The organism is Ruegeria sp. CL7, assembly GCF_056536445.1.
Map to the genome: position 1 here is coordinate 450,016 of NZ_JBQFPQ010000001.1, position 21,310 is coordinate 471,325.

Below are 21,310 nucleotides of genomic sequence, written 5' to 3' on the forward strand. Positions count from 1 at the left end.
TGTTTGGTGCACAACCTGAAGGTGTAGCAAATGCCCGCAGCCGCCGCATGTCCTCGGAGGGGACAGATGGACTATTCGATGATCATTGCCGCCCTTTGGGTGATCTGCGCCACGATCGTGGCGTTCTTGCCGATGCGAATGCAGTTTCCGCCGGGCGTGACCCTGCTGATCTGCGCTCCGGTACTGATCGTCTGGCTGGGTTATGATCACGGTTGGTTCTGGTCGGTTTTCGCCTTCGGCGGATTCGTTTCGATGTTCCGCAACCCCATCCGGTATTACTGGCGAAAATGGGTGCGCGGGGAGGTCATGGAATGAACTGGTCCATCGCCCTTGCCGGTCTGTGGGGCGTTTCCGCGAATCTGCTTGCAATGATCCCAAGCAAAGACAACCACTGGACACGCGCCTATATCCTGATCGCCGTGGGCATTCCGATTCTGGGGTATGTCACCTATCAGAACGGCCCGTGGATCGGCTTGCTGGTGCTGGCCATGGGTATGTCCGTGCTGCGCTGGCCCGTGATTTATCTGACCCGTTGGACAAAGATGAAAATGCAGGGCATGAAGGCGGCTGACGAATAACCGGCCAGTTTCAGGAGGTCCGCCATGGCGTCCGTCGCCACATTTGCCTATCTGCCAATTCTTTCTTTCCTGCTAGGTGCCGCCGCCGGTTTTACGGCGGGCCGTTGGCTGGGCCTGCGCGGCTTGTTGTGGCTGATCGGTCTGGCCTCGGCCGTCGGGCTGGCGTTGATCGTGGTACTGGCCGGTATTGGCACCGGCGAAGAAGAACAGGCGTTCGGCCCGCTGGTCTGGCTGACCGCCGGCGTTCTTCCCTTTCTGTTCGCTGCAATCATGGGCGGTGTGGGCGGACGCAGCCTGGCGGTGCGTGCAGACGCATGACAACGTTTCCCGTTCCGAAAGGTCGCCTGTCTCGGGCGCGACCTCTCTCTGAGCTCACATGGCTTCGCGTCGGCGGCCCGGCCGATTACCTGTTCCAGCCTGCCGATACCGAAGACCTGCAAGCCTTCCTGCGGGAACTGCCCGCACAAACCCCGATCTTTCCGATGGGTGTCGGTTCGAACCTGATCGTTCGGGATGGGGGGCTGCGGGCCGTGGTGATCCGGCTGGGGCGCGGGTTCAACGCGATCTCGGTTGACGGCAACACGGTTACGGCAGGGGCTGCGGCGCTGGACGCGCATGTTGCGCGAAAGGCGGCGGATGCCGGTGTTGACCTGACCTTTCTGCGCACCATTCCGGGCTCGATCGGCGGCGCGGTGCGGATGAACGCGGGCTGTTACGGCAGCTACACGGCGGATGTTCTGCGCAAGGCCACGATTGTCACCCGGCAAGGCGAACTTGTGGACCTGACGCCCGAAGACTTGAACTTTCGCTATCGCCAGACGGACCTGCCGGAAGGCGCCGTGCTGATTTCGGCTGTGTTCGAGGGCCCTTCAGGCAGTCCCCAAGAACTCCATGCCCGTATGGAGGCACAGTTGAAAAAACGCGACGAAACCCAGCCCACCAAAGATCGCAGCGCGGGGTCGACCTTCCGTAACCCGGCGGGGTTTTCTTCGACCGGGCAGGCGGATGACGTGCATGACCTCAAGGCGTGGAAAGTGATCGACGACGCCGGAATGCGCGGCGCGACGCTTGGCGGTGCGCAGATGAGCCCGAAGCACTCGAATTTCCTGATCAATACCGGCGCGGCCACCGCTGCAGACCTTGAAGGTCTTGGCGAAGAGGTGCGAAAAAAGGTTTACGAAACAAGCGGCATCACGCTAGAGTGGGAAATCATGCGGGTCGGTGATCCGCTGACAGAATAAAGCCCCGACCGTCAGACCATAACAGGCAAATTCAGGCGACGGATCAAAGGCATAAACGCAGTACGGACCACCACATAAGGTCCGGGGACATTGAGGCGCACATTGGGTATGTCGAGCAGGACAAACCCCAAAGTGGCGGTATTGATGGGTGGACCCTCGGCGGAACGCGAGGTGTCTCTCAGCTCTGGGCGCGAATGCGCGGCCGCCCTTGTGGGAGAAGGCTTTGAAGTGGTCGAACTGGACGCGGGTCCCGACCTCTGCGCGCGCCTTGTGGACATCAAACCGGATGTGGTTTTCAACGCCCTGCACGGCCGCTGGGGCGAAGATGGGTGTGTGCAGGGCCTGCTGGAATGGATGCGTATCCCTTACACCCATTCCGGTGTGCTGGCCTCGGCGCTGGCAATGGACAAGCAGCGCAGCAAAGAGATTTACCAGACCGAAGGGCTGCCCGTCGTACCGAGCGTGATCGTGCCCAAGGTCGAGGTGGTCGAAGCTCACGTGATGGAGCCACCCTATGTGGCCAAACCGAACAACGAAGGCTCCAGCGTCGGGATTTACATCGTCCATGAAAACGCCAACGGCCCGCCGCGGCTGTCCGAAGACATGCCCGATCAGATCATGGTCGAGAAATATGTTGCGGGGCGTGAACTGACCGTAACGGTAATGGGCGACCGCGCCCTGACCGTGACCGAGATCATGACCGATGGTGGTTGGTATGATTACGATGCCAAGTACAAACCGGGCGGATCATGGCATGTTCTGCCTGCCGATGTGCCACCGGACATCTTTGACCGTTGCATGGATTACGCCGTGCGTGCGCATGTTGCCTTGGGATGCAGGGGCGTCAGCCGCACCGATTTCCGCTGGGATGACAGCAAGGGTGCCGATGGGTTGTTCCTGCTGGAAACCAATACCCAGCCCGGCATGACGCCAACCTCTCTGGTCCCGGAACAGGCCGCTCATCTTGGAATGACATTCGGACAGCTCTGCGCCTGGATGGTGGAGGACGCCTCATGCGACCGCTGATCGCCAGTCGTTCATTGGAAATCCACCGCAGCAAACCACTTGCGGGGCCGGATGCCGATTTCGCCTCGGCCGACACGGACTCGCACGAGGCCGAACCGCTTTTGCGCCTGCGCGGTGCGCGTGTGTTTTCCCGCTCTGCGAGGCGCAGTGACCCTGCGCCGTCTCGTCTCAGCTATCGGCTGCAACGTTGGATGCTGACGCCGGGCATTCGCCTTGGTGTCAAGGTCGGCCTGCCGATCTGCGCCATCGCTGCCGCGGTTGGCATCTTCTTTGCCTCGCAGGACCGTCGCGACGCACTTGCCGCTTATATCGCCGATGTGCGCACTTCGATTCAGGAGCGCCCTGAATTCATGGTCAACCTGATGGCCATCGATGGGGCGGGAACCGACCTGTCCGAAGATATCCGTGAAATCGTTCCGCTGGATTTCCCGATCAGTTCCTGGGATCTGGATGTGGAACAGATCCGCGACACGATCACCGGGCTGGACCCGGTGAAATCCGCAACCGTCAGAATCCGCCCCGGAGGCATCCTGCAAGTCGATGTCGTCGAGCGTCAGCCCGTAATCGTCTGGCGAACGCGTGAGGGGCTTGAGCTGCTGGATGAGACAGGCGCGCATGTCAAGGAAGCCACCTCTCGCAAGGATAACGCCGATCTGCCGCTGATCGCAGGGATGGGCGCCGACGATCACGTCGGAGAAGCGCTGGAGCTTCTGCGGACTTCGCGCAGCCTGGGCAATCGCGTGCGCGGCTTGGTGCGCGTGGGAGAGCGGCGCTGGGATCTGGTGCTGGACCGTGGTCAGCGCATCATGCTGCCGACCGAACGCCCGGTGCGTGCGCTGGAACGCGTGCTTGCCGTGAACGAGGTACAGGACCTTCTGGAACGTGACGTGGCCGTGGTCGACATGCGCCTCGGGCAGCGTCCGACCATCCGAATGACCAAAGCCGCCAGCGAAGACTGGTGGAACACAAAAGTGACAGTGAGTAACGGGCAGTAACGACCATGATGACCGATCTTTATCAGTCCCAACGTGCCATGCGTCAGATGCGGCGGCAGGCATTGCAACGCGGTGTGATTGCGATTCTGGATGTGGGCAGTTCGAAAATCGCCTGTCTTGTGCTGCGCTTTGACGGAACCGGTCGGCTGAGCGAGGACAACACCATCGGTTCCATGGCAGGGCAGACAGGTTTTCGCGTCATCGGTGCCGCGACCACCCGGTCGCGGGGCGTGCAGTTCGGCGAAGTCACCGCCATGCAGGAAACCGAACGTGCCATCCGCACCGCGCTTCAGGCCGCACAGAAGATGGCCGACATCCGCGTCGACCATGTGATCGCCTGTTTCTCGGGCGCGAACCCGCGGTCTTACGGGCTGGATGCACAAGTCGATCTGGACGGTCAGATCGTGACCGAGGCCGAAGTAGGCCGGGTTCTGAACGCCTGCGACGTGCCGGATTATGGTGACGGGCGCGAAGTACTGCATGCTCAACCGGTGAATTTCGCGCTCGACAACCGATCGGGCCTGATCGACCCGCGCGGGCAGATGGGCCAGAGCCTTGCGGTCGACATGCATATGCTGACCGTGGATTCGTCAGCGATCCAGAACATCGTGCGCTGTATCAAGCGCTGCGATCTGGAACTGGCCGGGATTGCGAATTCGGCCTATGTCTCGGGCATCTCGGCGCTGGTCGAGGATGAGCAGGAACTGGGTGCGGCCTGTATCGACATGGGCGGCGGCACCACGAGCGTTTCGATCTTCATGAAAAAGCACATGATCTATGCCGATTGCGTGCGCATGGGCGGCGATCACGTGACTGCCGATATCTCGATGGGCTTGGGTGTACCTGCCGCCGTGGCGGAACGGATCAAGACATTCAATGGTGGCGTTCATGCCACCGGGGCCGACGACAGGGATATGATTGATATCGGTGGTGATACCGGCGATTGGGAACACGACCGCCGCACCGTCAGCCGTGCCGAGTTGATCGGCATCATGCGCCCGCGTGTCGAGGAAATTCTTGAAGAGGTCCGCGTCCGGCTGGACGCCGCCGGATTTGAACACATGCCAAGCCAGCAGATCGTGCTGACCGGCGGCGGCAGCCAGATCATGGGGCTGGACGGGCTGGCCACGCGCATCCTCGGTCAGCGCGTTCGCCTGGGCCGCCCCTTGCGCGTGCATGGCCTGCCCCAATCAGCCACCGGGCCCGGGTTCTCGTCCGCTGTCGGCCTCAGCCTGTTTGCAGCCCATCCTCAGGATGAATGGTGGGACTTTGAAATCCCGGTCGATACCTATGCCGCGCGCCCGTTCAAGCGCGCCGTGCGGTGGTTCCGTGACAACTGGTAGAGTCCTGCGCGGGTGTGCACTGGGCACGGCGCTGCTGCCTTGCTTGGCCTCGGCCCAGACCATGATCACGCCCAAGGCGTTTCTGGACGCGGCGGTCGGCAAAACTCTGACATTCTACGAAATCCGCAGCGGTGGCCTGGTGGGAACCGAACAATTTCTGAACCGCCGCATGTCGGTCTGGCGCGAAGAGGGGCAGGGCTGTGTCTACGGGCAGATCACGACGCCAAACGGTCAGTTGTGTTTTCTGTACGACAATGACCCGGACGGCATTCCGGTCTGTTGGTGGCCGTTTTTGCATGAAGATCGTTTGATGGTGCGGCTTGCCTCATTCGTCGATGGCGAAATACAGGAAGTGCGATCCATGACGGATCGCGGCCTGGACTGTCCAAATGCACCGCTCAGCTGAAGAAACCGGTTGCAGCGTTTCGATTTATCCCGCAAGATATCCACAAGGCCCGAAAGAGGCCTCGCGGCAGGACCTGAGCAGTTTTCCGCAATGTAGTTGACAGTCGATCAGAGCGCGATGAACGAATGTGTTCTCGCGTTCATGCCGGTTGTCTAGTAATGGTCGCCGTTGTTTCCGCTATATCTGGCGTGACCTGCGAAATGCCGCCGGTTTCTGCCTTATTTCCTCCATATTTTGTGGGAAAACGCGATTTTTGACGTGACCTTTTGGCATCAGGCCGCTAGAATCGAACAAGGATAGGTAAGAAAAACACCGCTTTGGCGGGACATAAATACAGGCGGACAGAGCATGACATTGAATCTTTCGATGCCCGGGCACGACGAACTGAAGCCTCGGATTACAGTATTTGGCGTTGGCGGTGCAGGCGGGAACGCCGTCAATAACATGATTGAAAAACAGTTGGACGGCGTTGATTTCGTGGTCGCCAACACCGACGCACAGGCGTTGCAACAAAGCCAGTCTTCGGCGCGGGTGCAGCTGGGCGTGAAAGTCACCGAAGGTCTGGGGGCAGGGGCCCGCCCGACCGTAGGCGCGGCCGCCGCCGAGGAAAGCATCGAACAGATCGTGGACCACCTTGCCGGCGCGCATATGTGCTTCATCACCGCCGGTATGGGCGGCGGTACCGGCACGGGGGCTGCTCCGATCATTGCGCAGGCTGCCCGCGAATTGGGTGTTCTGACCGTCGGTGTCGTCACCAAGCCCTTCCAGTTCGAAGGTGCCAAGCGGATGCGCCAGGCTGAAGATGGTGTCGAAGCGCTGCAACAGGTTGTCGATACGCTGATCATTATCCCGAACCAGAACCTGTTCCGTCTGGCCAATGAAAAGACCACCTTTACCGAGGCGTTCTCGATGGCTGACGACGTTCTGTATCAGGGCGTCAAAGGCGTGACCGACCTGATGGTGCGGCCCGGCCTGATCAACCTCGACTTTGCCGACGTTCGCGCCGTAATGGACGAGATGGGCAAGGCAATGATGGGCACCGGCGAGGCAACAGGCGAAGATCGCGCCATTCAGGCGGCGGAAAAGGCCATTGCAAACCCGCTGCTGGACGAAATCAGCCTCAAGGGTGCCAAGGGCGTGCTGATCAACATCACCGGGTCGCACGACTTGACCCTGTTCGAACTGGACGAAGCCGCCAACCGCATCCGCGAGGAAGTGGATCCCGAGGCCAATATCATCGTCGGCTCGACGCTGGATACCGCCATGGAAGGCGGAATGCGCGTGTCGGTGGTTGCGACCGGCATCGACGCCAGCGAAAAATCGACCGAAGTCCCGGTGGCACGCCGTTCGATGTCCGAACCGCTGACCCGCACGGTTTCGGCTGAAGAGCATATTCAGGAAGAAGCGCACGTAGCTGCCGACACAGCAGAGCCTGCCCCGCAGCCGGAAGAAAACCGCGAACCTTCGCTGTTCGAAGCCACCGAAGAGCCGGCGCAGCCACAATTCCAGCCGCGCGTCGAGCGTGACGATGACGGCTTGCCGCCACCCGCTTATCAGCCGCGTGTGGCCGAATTCGAACCGCAGCCCGAGCATGTTGAACCCGCGCCGGAGGCATTCGTGGCACCGCGCGGGCATGCTGCCGGCACCCCGTCGCCCGAAGCGTTGCAGCGTTTGCAGGCCGCTGTGCAGAAGGTTCCGTCGGCGCCACAGCGTCCGGCGGCGCCCCGTCAACCCGAAGCAGTTTCGCAGCCGGAACACGAAGAACGCTCGCGGTTTGGCTTCAATCGCCTGATCGACCGGATGACCGGGCACGCCTCTGACACACCGGCTCAACCGCCGCGTCAGCAGCCCGTTTTGCGACAGTCCGAGGCAACCGCGCCGCTTCAGGAAGAGGCCGATCCGGATCAGGACCGTATCGAAATTCCGGCCTTCCTGCGCCGTCAAGCCAACTGATCGCGGTAACAAAATCCACTCAAAGGGCTGCCATTTGGTGGCCCTTAATTGTTTATTAATAGTCACTTGCAACTATGTGAGCAGGGTTTTGCCGATCTGTTACATACATGTTTCAATCGGTTGCAAAGAGTGAGTTGAGCCTTGACGCGGGCTCCCTTAACTCAGTGTCCAACACGGCCCAAGCAGGCTGGACACTACTCACCGAGGCCTATTTTGCAACATACGCTCAAATCTCCGGTCACGTTTACAGGCGTCGGGCTGCACAGCGGCAAGCCGGCGACCATGGTCCTGAAACCGGCGGCAGCCGGTCATGGCATCTGGTTCAAGCGGACGGATATTCAACTGGGCGACGCGATGATCCCGGCGATCTACTATGCGGTTGAACGGACCCCGCTTTGCACGCGTCTGGTGAATGATGCCGGCGTTTCGGTTTCCACCGTCGAACATATCATGGCTGCATTGGCCGGGTGTGGCGTGCACAACGCGCTTGTCGAGATCGACGGTCCCGAAGTTCCGATCATGGACGGCTCCTCGATTGATTTCGTGCGTGGCATCATGGCCCGGGGTGTGCGCCGTCAGGCCAGCCCGGTATTGGCCTATGAGGTCTTGAAAACCGTCACCGCATCCCGCGAAGGCGCGAGCGCCAGTATTGCGCCCGCTGACGGGCTGATCATCGACTTCCATATCGATTTCGAAGACGGTGCCATCGGCAGCCAGAGCAAAACGCTTGATATGCGCAACGGTTCCTTCGCGCGCGAACTCAGCGATTGTCGCACGTTCTGCCGACGCACGGATGTCGAGGCGATGCGCGAAAACGGGTTGGCTTTGGGCGGCACGCTTGAAAACGCCGTGGTCGTTCAGGGCGTCGAAGTTCTGACACCGGGCGGTTTCCGCCGGGTCGACGAGGCCGTGCGCCACAAAATGCTGGATGCTCTGGGTGATCTCTATCTGGCTGGTGGGCCGATTTTGGGTCACTTCACCGGAAACAAGTCGGGTCATTCGCTGACCAACACATTGCTGCGCAACCTGTTCGAAACGCCGGGCGCCGTGCGTCCGGTACTGTGCACACCGGAACAGGCCGCGCGCCTGCCGGGGCAGGGGCTTGTGGTCAACGAAATTCCCGAAGTGGCCTGATCAGATCAACTCTGACGACATTTGCGCCGGAAGTCGCATAAGGCGTTTTGCACCGGAATTTTCTGTGCTAGACCATGGCTCAAATCGGGGCAAACCCCATTAAGCAAGACGACAAGGATGGGCGGTATGGTTGGCAGCAAAGCGGCAGTCAGACTCGCGGGTGCGATTCTTCTGGCAGCAGTTTTGACGGCATGCGGCAACGCCGGCGGCCTTTTTGGTCGCAAGGGCGCGGACCGTGAACAGAATCTGGAAGGGTTCACGCCGGAACAGATCTATACCCGAGGTGAATACGAACTGTCGCAGAATCGCTCGGACGACGCGGCGTGGTATTTCTCGGAAGTCGAACGTTTGTATCCGTATTCGGACTGGGCCAAGCGCGCGCTGATCATGCAGGCGTTTTCGTTCCATTCGGACCAGAATTACGAAGAAAGCCGCGCGGCGGCGCAGCGGTATATCGACTTCTATCCGACGGATGAAGATGCTGCCTATGCGCAGTATCTGCTGGCGCTCAGCTATTATGACCAGATCGACGAAGTCGGGCGTGACCAGGGCCTGACCTTCCAGGCGCTGCAATCTCTGCGGACCGTGATCGAGGTCTATCCCGACAGCGAATACGCCACATCGGCGGTACTGAAGTTCGATCTGGCCTTCGACCATCTGGCGGGCAAGGAAATGGAGATCGGGCGCTACTACCTGCGTCAGGATCACTATATAGCGGCGATCAACCGATTCCGAGTTGTGGTCGAAGACTTTCAGACCACATCCCACACCGCCGAAGCACTGTATCGTCTGGTCGAGGCCTATCTGTCGCTTGGCCTGCTGGACGAGGCGCAGACCGCAGGTGCCATTCTTGGCTACAACTACCAGTCCTCGGAATGGTATGACGATGCGTACAAACTGTTGACCTCTCGCGGGCTTGATCTCAAGAGCCGCGGTAACAACTGGCTCAGCACGATTTATCGTCAGACCATCAAAGGTGAATGGTTGTAATCGCGATGGCCTTTGGTCCGGGACGCTGAAGACCACATGCTGCGCGCCCTTGATATCCGCGATATGCTGATCATTGACCGGCTGGAACTCAGCTTTCAGCCGGGCTTGAACGCCCTGACCGGCGAGACCGGTGCAGGCAAATCGATTCTGCTGGATTCACTTGGCTTCGTGTTAGGCTGGCGCGGGCGCGCGGAACTCGTGCGGCAGGGTGCCGCGCAGGGTGAGGTCGTCGCCGAATTCGAACTCTCTGCCGATCATCCCGCACATGCGATTCTGGCCGAAGCCGGTCTGCCGGGTGGCCAGGAACTGATCCTGCGCCGCGTCAACACGGCCGAGGGGCGCAAGACCGCCTGGGTCAATGACCGCCGCTGCTCGGGCGAAGTTCTGCGGGCGCTGTCCGAGACCTTGATTGAACTGCACGGACAGCACGATGACCGCGGTTTGCTGAACCCACGTGGTCATCGGGCGATGTTGGACGAATTCGCACAGGTCACGGAGCAGCTGTCAAACGTGCGAACCGCCTGGGCCGCGATGTCCCGAACCCGCAAGGCGCTGGCCGAGACCGAGGCCGCTCTGGCTGCGGTCCGCAGCGAGGAAGAATTCCTGCGTCACGCGGTCGCCGAGCTAGACCAGCTTGACCCGCAACCCGGTGAGGATGCCGAACTGGATGCCCGCCGCCGCATGATGCAAGGGGCCGAGCGGATTCGCGACGATGTTGCGCGTGCCTTTGCCCTGTTGGCCGGGGACGGGGCGGAAGGGGCCATGTCCGACGCCATGCGCTGGTTGGAAGGCGTCTCGGACAACGCGGGCGGCCAGCTGGAAGAACCGATAGCAGCGCTCGGGCGCGCGATGATCGAGTTGGGCGAGGCGCAGGATGGCGTGAATGCCTGCCTTCAGGCGCTGGACTTCAACCCGGTAGAATTGGAACAGGCCGAGGAACGCCTGTTTGCCATCCGTGCGCAGGCCCGCAAACATGACGTGGCCCCGGATGATCTGGGTTCGTTTGCCGGCACTCTGCGTGACCGGTTGAACCGGTTGGAGGCAGGGGATGCCGACCTGGCAGACAGGCGAGCTGCCGTAGACGCGGCGCAACAGGCCTATGACGCCGCCGCAGCCGACCTCAGCGCCGCGCGCAAGGCCGCCGCTGGGCAGCTTGACGCGGCCGTCATGGCGGAACTGGCCCCGCTCAAGATGGAACGTGCCGTGTTCCAGACCGAGATCACCCCGGTTGAACCCGGCCCCGAAGGCACCGACGCTGTGGCCTTCACCGTGGCCACCAACCCCGGTGCGCCGGCGGGGCCGCTGAACAAGATCGCCTCGGGGGGTGAGCTCAGCCGCTTTCTGCTGGCCCTCAAGGTCTGCCTGTCTGGCGACGACAGTGCCCGGACGATGATCTTTGACGAAATCGATCGCGGTGTCGGTGGGGCAACCGCCGATGCGGTCGGACGCAGGCTGGCGTCGCTCGCGCAGGGCGGGCAGGTTCTGGTTGTCACCCATTCCCCGCAAGTTGCTGCGCGGGCAGCTCATCACTGGCGGGTGCAGAAACAGGTTACCGACGGACAAACCCTGTCCACCGTCATTCCTCTGGCCGAACCGGATCGGGTGGACGAGATCGCGCGCATGGTGGCCGGCGACACCATCACCGAAGAAGCCCGCGCCGCCGCCCGGGCTCTGTTGCAGGCCTGACGCGGCGATGGCGTGAATTGGTGCTCACACTGTCGCTATCTCACTTTTATATGGGCGCTCCGTGGCTTACTAAGGGTTAAGTGATGATCCTCGAGGGCCAATGACCCAATCGACCCGCACCGTTCTGCGCAACCAGTTCAATCAGGCTGTGGCCGCGATCAAGGATGCGTGGCGGGTCATGCTGCGCCGGGGGCCAAGCCAGATCCAGTTCTGGTTCATTGCGCTGGCCATCGGGATAGGGGCGGGTTTCATGGCGCTTGGCTTCCGCAAGGCCATCAGCGCATTGCAGGCCTATCTGTACGACACCAATGATATCCTGCTGCTGCACAGCCACGCCGAGAAACTGCCATGGTTCATGGTTCTGATCATTCCCATCTTCGGTGGCCTGGTCGTCGGCATCATCCTGAACCGGTTCACCAATGACGGGCGCGTCCGGTCGGTTGCCGACGTGATCGAAGGTTCGGCCATCACCGACGGGCGGGTCGAGGTCAAGGCGGGCATCGCGTCGTTCTTCGCCTCGCTGATCACGCTCAGTTCGGGCGGGTCAACAGGCCGCGAGGGGCCGGTGGTGCATATGGCCGGAGTGATTTCCACATGGGTCAGCAACCGCATACATGCGGACGGGATCACGGGGCGTGACCTGTTGGGATGTGCCGTCGCTGCGGCCGTGTCGGCCAGCTTCAACGCCCCCATTGCGGGGGCCTTGTTCGCGCTTGAGGTCGTACTGCGCCATTTCGCCGTTCACGCCTTTGCCCCGATCGTCATCGCCTCGGTCGCGGGAACGGTGATCAACCGGCTGGAATATGGCGACGTTACCGAGTTCACGCTGGAGACGCCGGGATCGCTGCAATTCTATGTCGAGCTTCCGGCATTCCTGATCCTGGGCCTGATCTGCGGACTTGTCGCGCTGCTGCTGATGCGGTCGATTTTCTTTGCCGAGGATATCGGCAGCCATATCCAGAACCGTCTGTCGATTCCGGCCTGGTTGCGCCCTGCGGTGTCCGGGGCAATGCTGGGGCTGATGGCGATCTGGTTCCCGCATATCATCGGCGTGGGGTACGAGACGACAATTCGCGCCCTGACCGGTGATCTGGTGCTGACCACGGCTATCCTGTTTGCGGTGACCAAAACGGTTGCGGTGGCGATTACCATGGGTGGGCGCATGGGCGGTGGGGTGTTCTCACCTTCTCTGATGGTCGGCGCATTGACCGGGCTGGCCTTCGGTCTGATCGCCACCGGGTTGTTGCCGGATGTGTCGGGCACGCATACGCTCTATGCCTTTGCCGGAATGGGCGCCGTGGCTGCGGCGGTGCTGGGCGCGCCCATCTCGACCACTTTGATCGTTTTTGAACTGACCGGCGATTGGCAGATCGGTCTTGCCGTGATGGTAAGCGTGTCCATGTCCACGGCACTGGCCTCGAGACTTGTGGACCGGTCTTTCTTCCTGACCCAGCTGGAACGGCGTGATGTCCACCTGGCCGCGGGGCCGCAGGCTTATCTGCTGGCAATGCTTCGCGCCGGTGCCGTGATGCGCCCGCTTGGGGATCCGCGGTCGATCACGAAAGAAGAGGCGCAGGGGCTGATCGACCAGGGCCTGTGCATTCAGGCCAGCGCCACGCTGGAAGCCGCCATGCCCTATTTTGATCGTGACGACATCCCCTGCATTCCGGTTGTCATTCTGGAAAACGACGGCTCTGAAACACCGGTTGGGGCGCTCTATCACGTCGATGCGCTCAAGGCATATAACAGGGCGCTTGCGGCCACGGCTGCCGAAGAGCATTCCTGAGTTTCACTCACCATACACGCTGGCTGCGTCGCCCAGATAATTGTCCCACGCAAACCAATAGGAAACATGACCGGCGACTCGTGGCAAACGCGTTCCATCCGGCCCGATCAAAGCCTCTTCCGTGACGGTCCAACCGTTCCCCGCGCTATCCTGCAACCCGCCTTGCGTCGCCCAGAACGCATGCGTTTTTCGCTCATAGGCCCGCACGCTGCGCTCTTTGGGATCGCCAATCAGAACCAGAGGTGTCCGACCGATTGCATCGTTGATCACCGGTTTGCCCTTGAACGCAACCAGAGGCCAGGCGCGGGCTGCACCAAACTGGCGCACGGCAAAGATGTAATCCTTCTGCCTAAGCCGGGACTGATCCACAACCGCCGGGAACATCAGCTCGCTCGAGGCGAAATAGTCGCGATAAACCACCCCTGATCCGTAATTGCGCCGATGCCCGGTGTTCAGCGACAGAACACGGGTTTTGGGATGCGAGGTCCTCCAGCTGTCCCATGTCGTGATCACCACAGGGCGTTGTTTCAACGTGATGCCGCTGTTCGCCAAGGGCCCCACAACAGGTTTGCCGGTATACTGGTTCCACAGCGAATGCGTCTCACGGTCAAACATCAGCTTGTTCGAGCGATAGAGGAAACCTGACGACCCGAAAATGAACGGCTTTCGCCGCCCCGCCACCTGGGTTTCAAACAGGATGCCAGACCCGCAAAGCGTGCAATAGGCCAGCGCCACGGGCACGCCACCGATCACCTCGTTGAACATCTCGTGCCAACCCATGATCCGCAGGGGATAGGCGCGCTCATCCCCGTTGATGGCGACGCCGAACACCAGATCATCGCCCTTCAGATACCCCGCATTCGAAGCAGAGATCAGGGTGGGATCGTCCAGGGACGGAATGCCATCCTTGTAGACACCGCCCCAGGCGATCTCTTCCAGGCGGATCTTCATCTTGTCGCGTTGCAAATATTCGGGCCGCAGGAACAGATCGAAATTCGGGTCGATCCCCAGAAGAACCTCGCGCTTGAACGGGATCAGCGACGGATGAGGGACAATCTGCGGGTTACGTTCCTGCCACAGCATCCAATCGAACCAGTCATTGCCATGGCGTTGCCCGGTCAGGGCCTCCATCACCTCGACAACCTCATCCCGTCGCCTGTCGGCATAACGCATCGCAGTCAGCAACCCGGCCACGACATCCGGCTGGCCACGGTCCTTCAGATACGCCATCTGCGCCTCAAACGCGGTCCGACGCCCGCTCAGCGTGCTGCGCAACGCGTCCAGAACCGGATCCTGCTGCGCCCACAGCACGCCGGGCGCCATTGCACCAGCCCCGATCATCCCAGCAAAACCGCGACGTGACGTCGACATGGAAGCCTCCGGTGTTACCCCGGAGCAAGTGTGCCGCAAATGCCGTTCACGTGCATGCCACAGCTGCGTGAGGTGGGCGCGGGGGCTGGCGTTAAATCTGCTCCACTTTCACCGATTCGACCGGGTAGAATGCCAGATGGTCCTTGATCTCGGCCACCGCCTGAATCGGATCCTCATAGCTCCAGACCGCGTTGTCGGTCACGGATGACTTGTTGACGATGGAAAAGTGCGTCGCCTCGCCCTTGCCGGGGCAGTGGGTCACCTTGTCAGTCCGATCCAGAAACGCCATCGCAATATCGTTGCGCGGGAAATAGATCACAGGATCCTTTTCGCCTTCAAGCAGTTCCAGCGCGTTGTTCGTTTCGCCCAGAATCGCACCGCCCGAGCGGACAGTCCATTTGCCCGGCGCTTTCCGGATCGTGATCTCAGCCATTCCTCTTCCTTCCGTCGTCGTATCAGGGTCACCCCTCTGCCTGTTTTATGTAACAGGCCAGTGTCAGATTGGGGCAGTTGCGGCATCCAACCACAGTTGTGCGTCATGTCCCAGCCTTGGGCGGATTTTTTCCGCAACGTCGCGGTGATAGGCATTCAGCCAGTCGCGTTCGTCAGGCGTCAACATATCGACCAAGATCAGTCTGCGGTCAATCGGCACAAAGGTCAGCGTGCGCCAGTACAGCATTGCGCGTTCGGCATCGCCACCGGGCAGCAGAGGAGCGTCTTCCACCACCACAAGGTTTTCGATGCGGATGCCAAAGGCACCTTCCCGGTAATACCCGGGTTCGTTTGACAGGATCATGCCGGGTTGCAGCGGTACATGGCTGACTTTGGACAGCCGTTGCGGCCCTTCATGCACGCTCAGATAGGCGCCGACCCCATGTCCGACCCCATGGTTGAAATCCTGTCCCGCAGACCACAGCGGCACGCGGGCCACACATTCGATATCCCGCCCGGAAAGGCCCGCAGGCCAGCGCAGCATCGACATGGCAATCATGCCCTTCAGCACCCGGGTGAAGCAGGTTTTTTCCTCGGTTCCGACGTCACCGATGGCGATGGTTCGGGTGATGTCGGTGGTGCCGTCCAGATACTGCCCGCCACTGTCCAGCACCAGAATATGGCCATTTTCCAGGCGGCTGTCGGTCTCTTCGGTCACGCGGTAATGCATGATCGCGCCGTTCGGACCCGTGCCTGCAATGGTATCGAACGAGATGTCCTGAAGCGCATTGTCCTTACGCCGGTTTTCTTCCAGCCGGGTGACAACCTGTGTTTCGGTCACGCTGCCCGGGGCCTGTTCGTCCAGCCAGCACAACGTCTCGATGACCGCCACCGCATCGCGCAAATGCGCCTCGGCGCTGCCCGCGATTTCAGCCGCATTCTTGCAGGCTTTGGGCAGGGCGCAGGGATCGCCGCCATCCGTCATCGCGTCACCCAGCGCATCGGCCACGAGCTGAGGCACCGAAGCGGCATCCACCTGCACCGGACCGGCCAGAGCCGCAACCGAAACCAGAAAATCGCCCACAGCGCGCAAGGTCACCTGAGAACACAGATGATCCCGTACCCCGGCCAGTTTTTCTGCCGCCATGAACAGATCGACCTGACCACCTGCATGAAGAATGGCAAAGCCGTGGGCCACCGGGTTATAGGCGATATCCGACCCACGGATATTCAACAGCCACATGATGGAATCCGGCAGGGTGATCACCGCTGCCTTGTGCCCGGCCCGCCGAAGGTCTTCGGCCAGACGGGCGATCTTGCTGTCCGCACCTTCCCCGGCAAATTCGATCGGATGCGCCTTGACCGGGTTCATCGGCGGTGCGGGTTGATCGGCCCAGATCCGGTCCACAAGGTTTTCGCACCTTACCAGTTCGATGCCCGATCCATCCAGATCACTCAATGTGCCGGAAATCTGCCCCGCCGCATGCAGCCACGGGTCAAAACCGATCTTGCCGCCGTTGGGCAATTGCTGTTTCAGCCAGGCGCTCAGGCTTACCTCGGGCCAGGGGACCGGGGTGAAATCTGCGGCAACTTGTGCCTTGACCTGGGTGCGATACCGCCCGTCGATGAAAACTCCGGCCACGTCGCGCAGGGCGGCGCAAAACCCGGCCGAGCCCGTGAACCCGGTCAGCCAGGCCAGACGTTCATCGCGCGCCGCGACATACTCTCCCTGATGCGCATCCGCCCGTGGGATCAGAAACCCGTCCAGCCCTTCTTGCACCATCTGTTCGCGCAAGGCGGCCAGCCGCGGTGGCCCCTGTTCCGGGCGGGCGGTCACTTCGAAGGATTGGAACATGGGCGGCCTCATTCACATCATTTGAGCGTGACCCTGAGGCGCATTTCAAAAAATGTCCAGACGGGAACACCCCGTCTGAACAGGCCGATGATCAGCAAGGAAAAACACGTCGCCCTCGGGGAAATACGCCCGCCGCGCAGAAGATCAGCCTCAGCCGGCCTTTCTCATCCCCATGACACGCGCCCGCGCCCGCGGGTCACTGTCAAACAGAGCCGCCAGTTGTTCGGTCATCGCGCCGGCCAGTTGCTCTACATCGGTAATCGTCACCGCCCGGTCGTAATACCGGGTCACGTCATGGCCGATGCCGATGGCCAAAAGTTCGACCATCTTGCGTTTTTCAACCATAGCGATCACGTCGCGCAGGTGTTTTTCCAGATAGTTGGCCGGGTTCACGCTCAGTGTCGAATCATCGACCGGCGCACCGTCCGAGATCACCATCAGGATCTTGCGTTGTTCGCGCCGTGCCAGCATCCGGCGATGGGCCCATTCCAGGGCTTCCCCATCGATGTTTTCTTTCAGCAGGCCCTCTTTCATCATCAGACCCAGATTGGGCCGCGCACGACGCCAAGGGGCGTCCGCGCCCTTGTAGATGATGTGGCGCAAATCGTTCAGACGGCCGGGCTGTTGCGGGCGGCCATCGTTTAACCACGCCTCGCGCGCCTGACCGCCTTTCCACGCCCGCGTGGTAAAGCCCAGAATTTCGACCTTTACATTGCACCGCTCCAGCGTCCGGGCCAGAACATCGGCACAGATGGCGGCGATCGAAATCGGACGTCCGCGCATCGACCCCGAATTGTCCAGCAGCAGCGTCACCACCGTGTCGCGGAACTCGGTGTCTTTCTCGACCTTGAAACTCAGAGGAGTGGTGGGGTTCGCGACCACACGTGCCAATCGACCCGCGTCCAGAATGCCTTCCTCGCGGTCGAACTCCCAGCTGCGGTTCTGCTGCGCCTGCAAGCGGCGTTGCAGCTTGTTGGCCAGACGCGACACCGCGCCTTTCAGCGGTTCAAGCTGCTGATCCAGATAGGCCCGCAGACGTTCCAGCTCGGCCGGTTCCGCTAAATCCTCAGCGGCGATCTCTTCGTCATGAGTGTCCAGATAGACCTTGTAATCCGGGTCCGCTTCGGATGCCGGCGGTGGGGCAGGCGGCTCCAGAGGCGCCTCGCCATCCGGCATCTCAGCCTCGTCACCCATCTCGTCTTCGGCCATTTCGTCCATCGAGACCTGGGCCTGAGACTGATCCTGCTGCTCTTCCTGCGTCTGCTCAGGTGTCGCGTCGGCGTCCTGTTCGTCCTGATCATCCTGACCGGTGCTGTCCGGATCGGGCTGCTCCTCGGCGTCTTCCTCGGCCTGGTCTTCCTGCTCGTCGTCCAGCTCATCTGGGTCATCCCCAAGCTGGTCGCCATATCCCAGATCCTTGATCACCTGACGGGCGAATTTGGCAAACTCCGCCTGATCCGAGAGAATCTCGTCCAGATTCTCCAACGTCCCACCCGCTTGCTCTTCAATGAACCCACGCCACAGGTTCATGATGTTTTCTGCGGCGGGGGGCAGATCGCGCCCGGTGGCCAGATGCCGGATCAAGTACCCTGCCGCAACCGACAAAGGTGCATCGGCGGGTTGCTTGCACTGATCATACCCACGCCGGATTGCTTCATGCCCGATCTTGACGTCAATATTGCTGGCGGTGCCCGGCATGTCCCGCGCGCCCATTGCCTCGCAGCGGGCGGTCTCCATCGCCTCGTACAGATCCCGCGCCATATCGCCCGGAGGCGCATAGCGCGCATGGGTCGCGTCGTCATGATACTTGCGATGCAACGCCAAGGCGTCCGCCGTGCCTCGCGCCAACAGCACTTCTTCGCGCGTCATCCGGCGCGAGACCTGAGGCAGCCGCATCGACTCGCCCGTCATGCCCGAAGGGTCCACCGTATAGGTCACCGACAGTTCGGGATCATCGGCCATGACCTTGGTGGCCTCGGCCAAGGCCTTCTTGAACGGATCGGCGGGGTTGTCGTTCTTCTGTGCCATGTCCTTAAGCCCTCATAGTACTGGCCTGCCCGGCGTCGAAAACAGCAACGGATCTGTCTTCATCTGGCCAAAAATATCCCCGCCGGAGGCATTGCGCCCGCTCCGGGCGCAATTCGGGTGCTTACCCCAAGCTTGCACTCGCGGCGCTTTCAGGCAACTCCTCATCAAAGCAGCGCTGATAGAACTCGGCCACGGTCTGGCGCTCCAGCTCATCGCATTTGTTCAGGAAGGACAGGCGGAACGCATAGCCCACATTGCGGAAAATCTCAGCGTTCTGGGCCCAGTTGATCACGGTCCGCGGGCTCATGACGGTGGACAGATCGCCATTCATGAAGGCGGTCCGGGTCAGGTCGGCCACGGTGACCATCTGGCTGACGGTCTTGCGGCCCTCGGCGGTGTTGTAATGCGGCGCCTTCGACAGAACGATCATCGTCTCGGCGTCGTGGCTCAGATAGTTCAGTGTCGACACCAGCGACCAGCGGTCCATCTGCGCCTGGTTGATCTGCTGCGTGCCGTGATACAGACCCGTGGTGTCGCCCAGACCGACCGTGTTGGCGGTGGCAAACAGGCGGAAATTGGGGTTCGGGGTGATGATCTCGTTCTGATCCAGCAGGGTCAGCTTGCCGTCATGCTCCAACACACGTTGGATCACGAACATCACGTCGGCGCGGCCCGCATCGTATTCGTCGAACACGATGGCAACCGGGTTGCGCAACGCCCAGGGCAGAATGCCTTCGTGGAATTCGGTCACCTGCTTGCCGTCGCGCAGTTTGATCGCGTCTTTACCGATCAGGTCGATCCGGCTGATATGGCTGTCGAGGTTTACACGCACGGCGGGCCAGTTCAGACGGGCAGCGACCTGCTCAATGTGGGTGGATTTGCCGGTGCCGTGATAGCCCTGGATCATCACACGACGGTTATGGGAAAAGCCCGCCAGAATCGCCAGCGTGGTTTCCGGATCGAACTTGTAGGTATGATCGATCACCGGCACTCGGTCGCTGCGCTCGGCGAAACCCTTGACCGCCATGTCGCTGTCAATGCCGAACACGTCACGGACCGAGATATCCTCGGTAGGTTTTGCGTTGATATCGATCGATCCGTCAGCCATGCGCCTAGTCCTTATCCTTTGGCCCGTTCACCGGGTATGAACCCGTGTGTGGTGCAACATATTGCGGGCAAGGGCAAGGGAAAGCGAAAGGCGCCCAAAGGTGCGCATGTTTTTCTTGCAAACTGGCCCTATCGTTACGCATGGGGTGTCATTCCAGAATGATAAACCACGCTACGATTTGGCACCTCGCGTTAACAAGCTTTGAGGCCGATTGCGCATAACCCAGAAGTCCTCGGTGAAAGGCTGGCAACGGCCTTTGCGCCTCGCTCAAATGCAAACATTAACATACTATCATTGAAATGCTTCTTCGGCGCGTTAACATGACTTCTAAATGTGGTTTTTTGGGCGGTCTTTGTGAGTTTGTGAGGGCTATGGTGTTCTGTTCAGTCAACACACGGAAGGAACTTGTTCATTGCGAGTTCCCTTTTGGTCCAACCTGCTTAGCGGATACAACGTATGTCGTTTGATGTCTTACTTCATTCGGTCAACACAAGCGGGCAAGGCGACTTGATCGTCCGAAACTTGACCGATCCAGCCACTGTCTCGGGTCAAACGATTTCGATCAACGGTGGTCCGTTCGTACCCTACACGTATCTTGGACAAGGTAACTACAGAGGTACCGGCGAATCTGGTGAGTTTATTCAGGTTGGAACCGAAATCTATGCCTGGGACACCAACAACCCCACCGGGCCAATGACAACCGGAAACTGGCAAATCACAACCGGAGATCTTGATCCAAACAATCCGCCCTGTTTTGTTGCTGGAACCCTGATAGAGACCGAGGCCGGTCCACGCCCGGTCGAGAACCTGATGATCGGTGACAGAGTTTGCGTGTCAGGTGGGAAAACGCTGCCGATTTTGTGGATCGGGAAAAAAGTGCTGAGTGCACAAACACTGGCTTTGCAACCGAAATTTAGACCCGTTCGCATTCGGCGCGACGCGATTTGCAAGGGTCAACCTAACCAGGATGTTTTTGTGTCCCCGCAACATCGGATCATGCTGGAAGGCTGGCGCGCCGAGTTGTTGTTCGGACAAGATCGGGTCTTTGTTGCGGCAATCCACTTGGTGAATGACGGAACAATTCAGCAGGTGCATACAGGTGAAGACATCACATATTACCACATTGCCTGCTCTCGACACGCGATACTGCACTCGCAGGGGCTACGTAGCGAAAGTCTTTTTCTGGGCGACACAGCGCTGAAGTCTTTCTGTCGTGAAGACGTCGAAGAATTGCTCGCACTGTTCCCCGAATTGCGTGACGGCACTGCAGAGTCGCAACAAACTCGCTTAAGTTGTTTGAAGCGCCGGGAAGCAATTGCATTGCGAAGCTCATACCCGGACTAAAGCGCGGATAGTTGTAATCCGAACCGCTCCTGAT

At 60.5% G+C, this 21,310-nt stretch carries 19 protein-coding genes; 14 read left to right on the forward strand and 5 right to left on the reverse strand.

Annotated elements, in window-relative coordinates; translation table 11 throughout:
• Positions 1-66: 66 nt before the first annotated feature.
• The 13 genes from ACR0LI_RS02245 (at position 67) to ACR0LI_RS02305 (ending at position 13,138) form a co-directional block, all read left to right on the forward strand.
• Positions 67-315, forward strand: a complete 249-nt coding sequence (locus tag ACR0LI_RS02245) for a DUF2484 family protein (protein WP_171631000.1) — start codon at positions 67-69, stop codon at positions 313-315.
• A complete protein-coding gene (locus ACR0LI_RS02250) occupies positions 312-578 on the forward strand; it encodes a DUF2484 family protein (protein ID WP_171114920.1) in 267 nt (88 codons plus the stop codon). Before ACR0LI_RS02245 ends, ACR0LI_RS02250 begins: the two co-directional genes overlap by 4 nt.
• A gap of 24 nt (positions 579-602) precedes the next feature.
• A complete protein-coding gene (locus tag ACR0LI_RS02255) occupies positions 603-896 on the forward strand; it encodes a hypothetical protein (protein WP_152458656.1) in 294 nt (97 codons plus the stop codon).
• Positions 893-1,819 (forward strand): UDP-N-acetylmuramate dehydrogenase, encoded by a 927-nt coding sequence (murB, locus tag ACR0LI_RS02260; RefSeq protein ID WP_480619874.1) that lies wholly within the window; start codon positions 893-895, stop codon positions 1,817-1,819. Before ACR0LI_RS02255 ends, murB begins: the two co-directional genes overlap by 4 nt.
• Positions 1,820-1,921: 102 nt before the next feature.
• Entirely contained in the window at positions 1,922-2,845 is a 924-nt protein-coding gene (locus ACR0LI_RS02265) for a D-alanine--D-alanine ligase (RefSeq protein ID WP_480717944.1), read from the forward strand.
• Entirely contained in the window at positions 2,833-3,840 is a 1,008-nt protein-coding gene (locus ACR0LI_RS02270) for a cell division protein FtsQ/DivIB (protein ID WP_480485259.1), read from the forward strand. Before ACR0LI_RS02265 ends, ACR0LI_RS02270 begins: the two co-directional genes overlap by 13 nt.
• Before the next feature lie 8 nt (positions 3,841-3,848).
• Positions 3,849-5,183 (forward strand): cell division protein FtsA, encoded by a 1,335-nt coding sequence (gene ftsA, locus ACR0LI_RS02275; protein ID WP_170344711.1) that lies wholly within the window; start codon positions 3,849-3,851, stop codon positions 5,181-5,183.
• Positions 5,170-5,589 (forward strand): hypothetical protein, encoded by a 420-nt coding sequence (locus ACR0LI_RS02280; RefSeq protein WP_480717945.1) that lies wholly within the window; start codon positions 5,170-5,172, stop codon positions 5,587-5,589. Before ftsA ends, ACR0LI_RS02280 begins: the two co-directional genes overlap by 14 nt.
• 348 nt (positions 5,590-5,937) lie before the next feature.
• Positions 5,938-7,542 (forward strand): cell division protein FtsZ, encoded by a 1,605-nt coding sequence (ftsZ, locus tag ACR0LI_RS02285; protein ID WP_480717946.1) that lies wholly within the window; start codon positions 5,938-5,940, stop codon positions 7,540-7,542.
• 213 nt (positions 7,543-7,755) lie between these two features.
• The gene (gene lpxC, locus ACR0LI_RS02290) at positions 7,756-8,676 is read left to right on the forward strand and encodes a UDP-3-O-acyl-N-acetylglucosamine deacetylase (RefSeq protein ID WP_171722921.1); all 921 of its coding nucleotides are present in this window, start codon (positions 7,756-7,758) and stop codon (positions 8,674-8,676) included.
• Between the two features lie 126 nt (positions 8,677-8,802).
• Positions 8,803-9,666, forward strand: a complete 864-nt coding sequence (locus ACR0LI_RS02295; protein WP_209832531.1) for an outer membrane protein assembly factor BamD — start codon at positions 8,803-8,805, stop codon at positions 9,664-9,666.
• A gap of 36 nt (positions 9,667-9,702) precedes the next feature.
• On the forward strand, positions 9,703-11,352 hold the full coding sequence (gene recN, locus ACR0LI_RS02300) for a DNA repair protein RecN (RefSeq protein WP_480490630.1): 1,650 nt from the start codon (positions 9,703-9,705) through the stop codon (positions 11,350-11,352).
• A gap of 100 nt (positions 11,353-11,452) precedes the next feature.
• Entirely contained in the window at positions 11,453-13,138 is a 1,686-nt protein-coding gene (locus tag ACR0LI_RS02305; RefSeq protein WP_171631023.1) for a chloride channel protein, read from the forward strand.
• Positions 13,139-13,141: 3 nt separating this feature from the next.
• Here the strand turns inward: ACR0LI_RS02305 and ACR0LI_RS02310 are convergent, their stop codons facing one another.
• From ACR0LI_RS02310 to cobS, 5 genes are all read right to left on the reverse strand, one after another.
• Positions 13,142-14,509 (reverse strand): DUF3179 domain-containing protein, encoded by a 1,368-nt coding sequence (locus tag ACR0LI_RS02310; RefSeq protein WP_480717947.1) that lies wholly within the window; start codon positions 14,507-14,509, stop codon positions 13,142-13,144.
• Between the two features lie 91 nt (positions 14,510-14,600).
• Entirely contained in the window at positions 14,601-14,942 is a 342-nt protein-coding gene (locus ACR0LI_RS02315; RefSeq protein ID WP_209832537.1) for a DUF427 domain-containing protein, read from the reverse strand.
• 63 nt (positions 14,943-15,005) lie between these two features.
• The gene (locus tag ACR0LI_RS02320; protein ID WP_480717948.1) at positions 15,006-16,796 is read right to left on the reverse strand and encodes an aminopeptidase P family protein; all 1,791 of its coding nucleotides are present in this window, start codon (positions 16,794-16,796) and stop codon (positions 15,006-15,008) included.
• A gap of 150 nt (positions 16,797-16,946) precedes the next feature.
• Positions 16,947-18,824 carry a cobaltochelatase subunit CobT gene (cobT, locus tag ACR0LI_RS02325; RefSeq protein WP_171167240.1) on the reverse strand — a complete coding sequence of 626 codons (1,878 nt, stop codon included), beginning with the start codon at positions 18,822-18,824 and terminating at the stop codon, positions 16,947-16,949.
• Positions 18,825-18,945: 121 nt separating this feature from the next.
• Entirely contained in the window at positions 18,946-19,932 is a 987-nt protein-coding gene (cobS, locus tag ACR0LI_RS02330; protein ID WP_152458642.1) for a cobaltochelatase subunit CobS, read from the reverse strand.
• 456 nt (positions 19,933-20,388) lie between these two features.
• Here cobS and ACR0LI_RS02335 point away from each other — a divergent pair, with 456 nt between their 5' ends.
• Positions 20,389-21,276, forward strand: coding sequence for a Hint domain-containing protein (locus ACR0LI_RS02335; protein WP_171631035.1), 888 nt, complete (start codon positions 20,389-20,391; stop codon positions 21,274-21,276).
• The last annotated feature ends 34 nt before the right edge of the window (positions 21,277-21,310 follow it).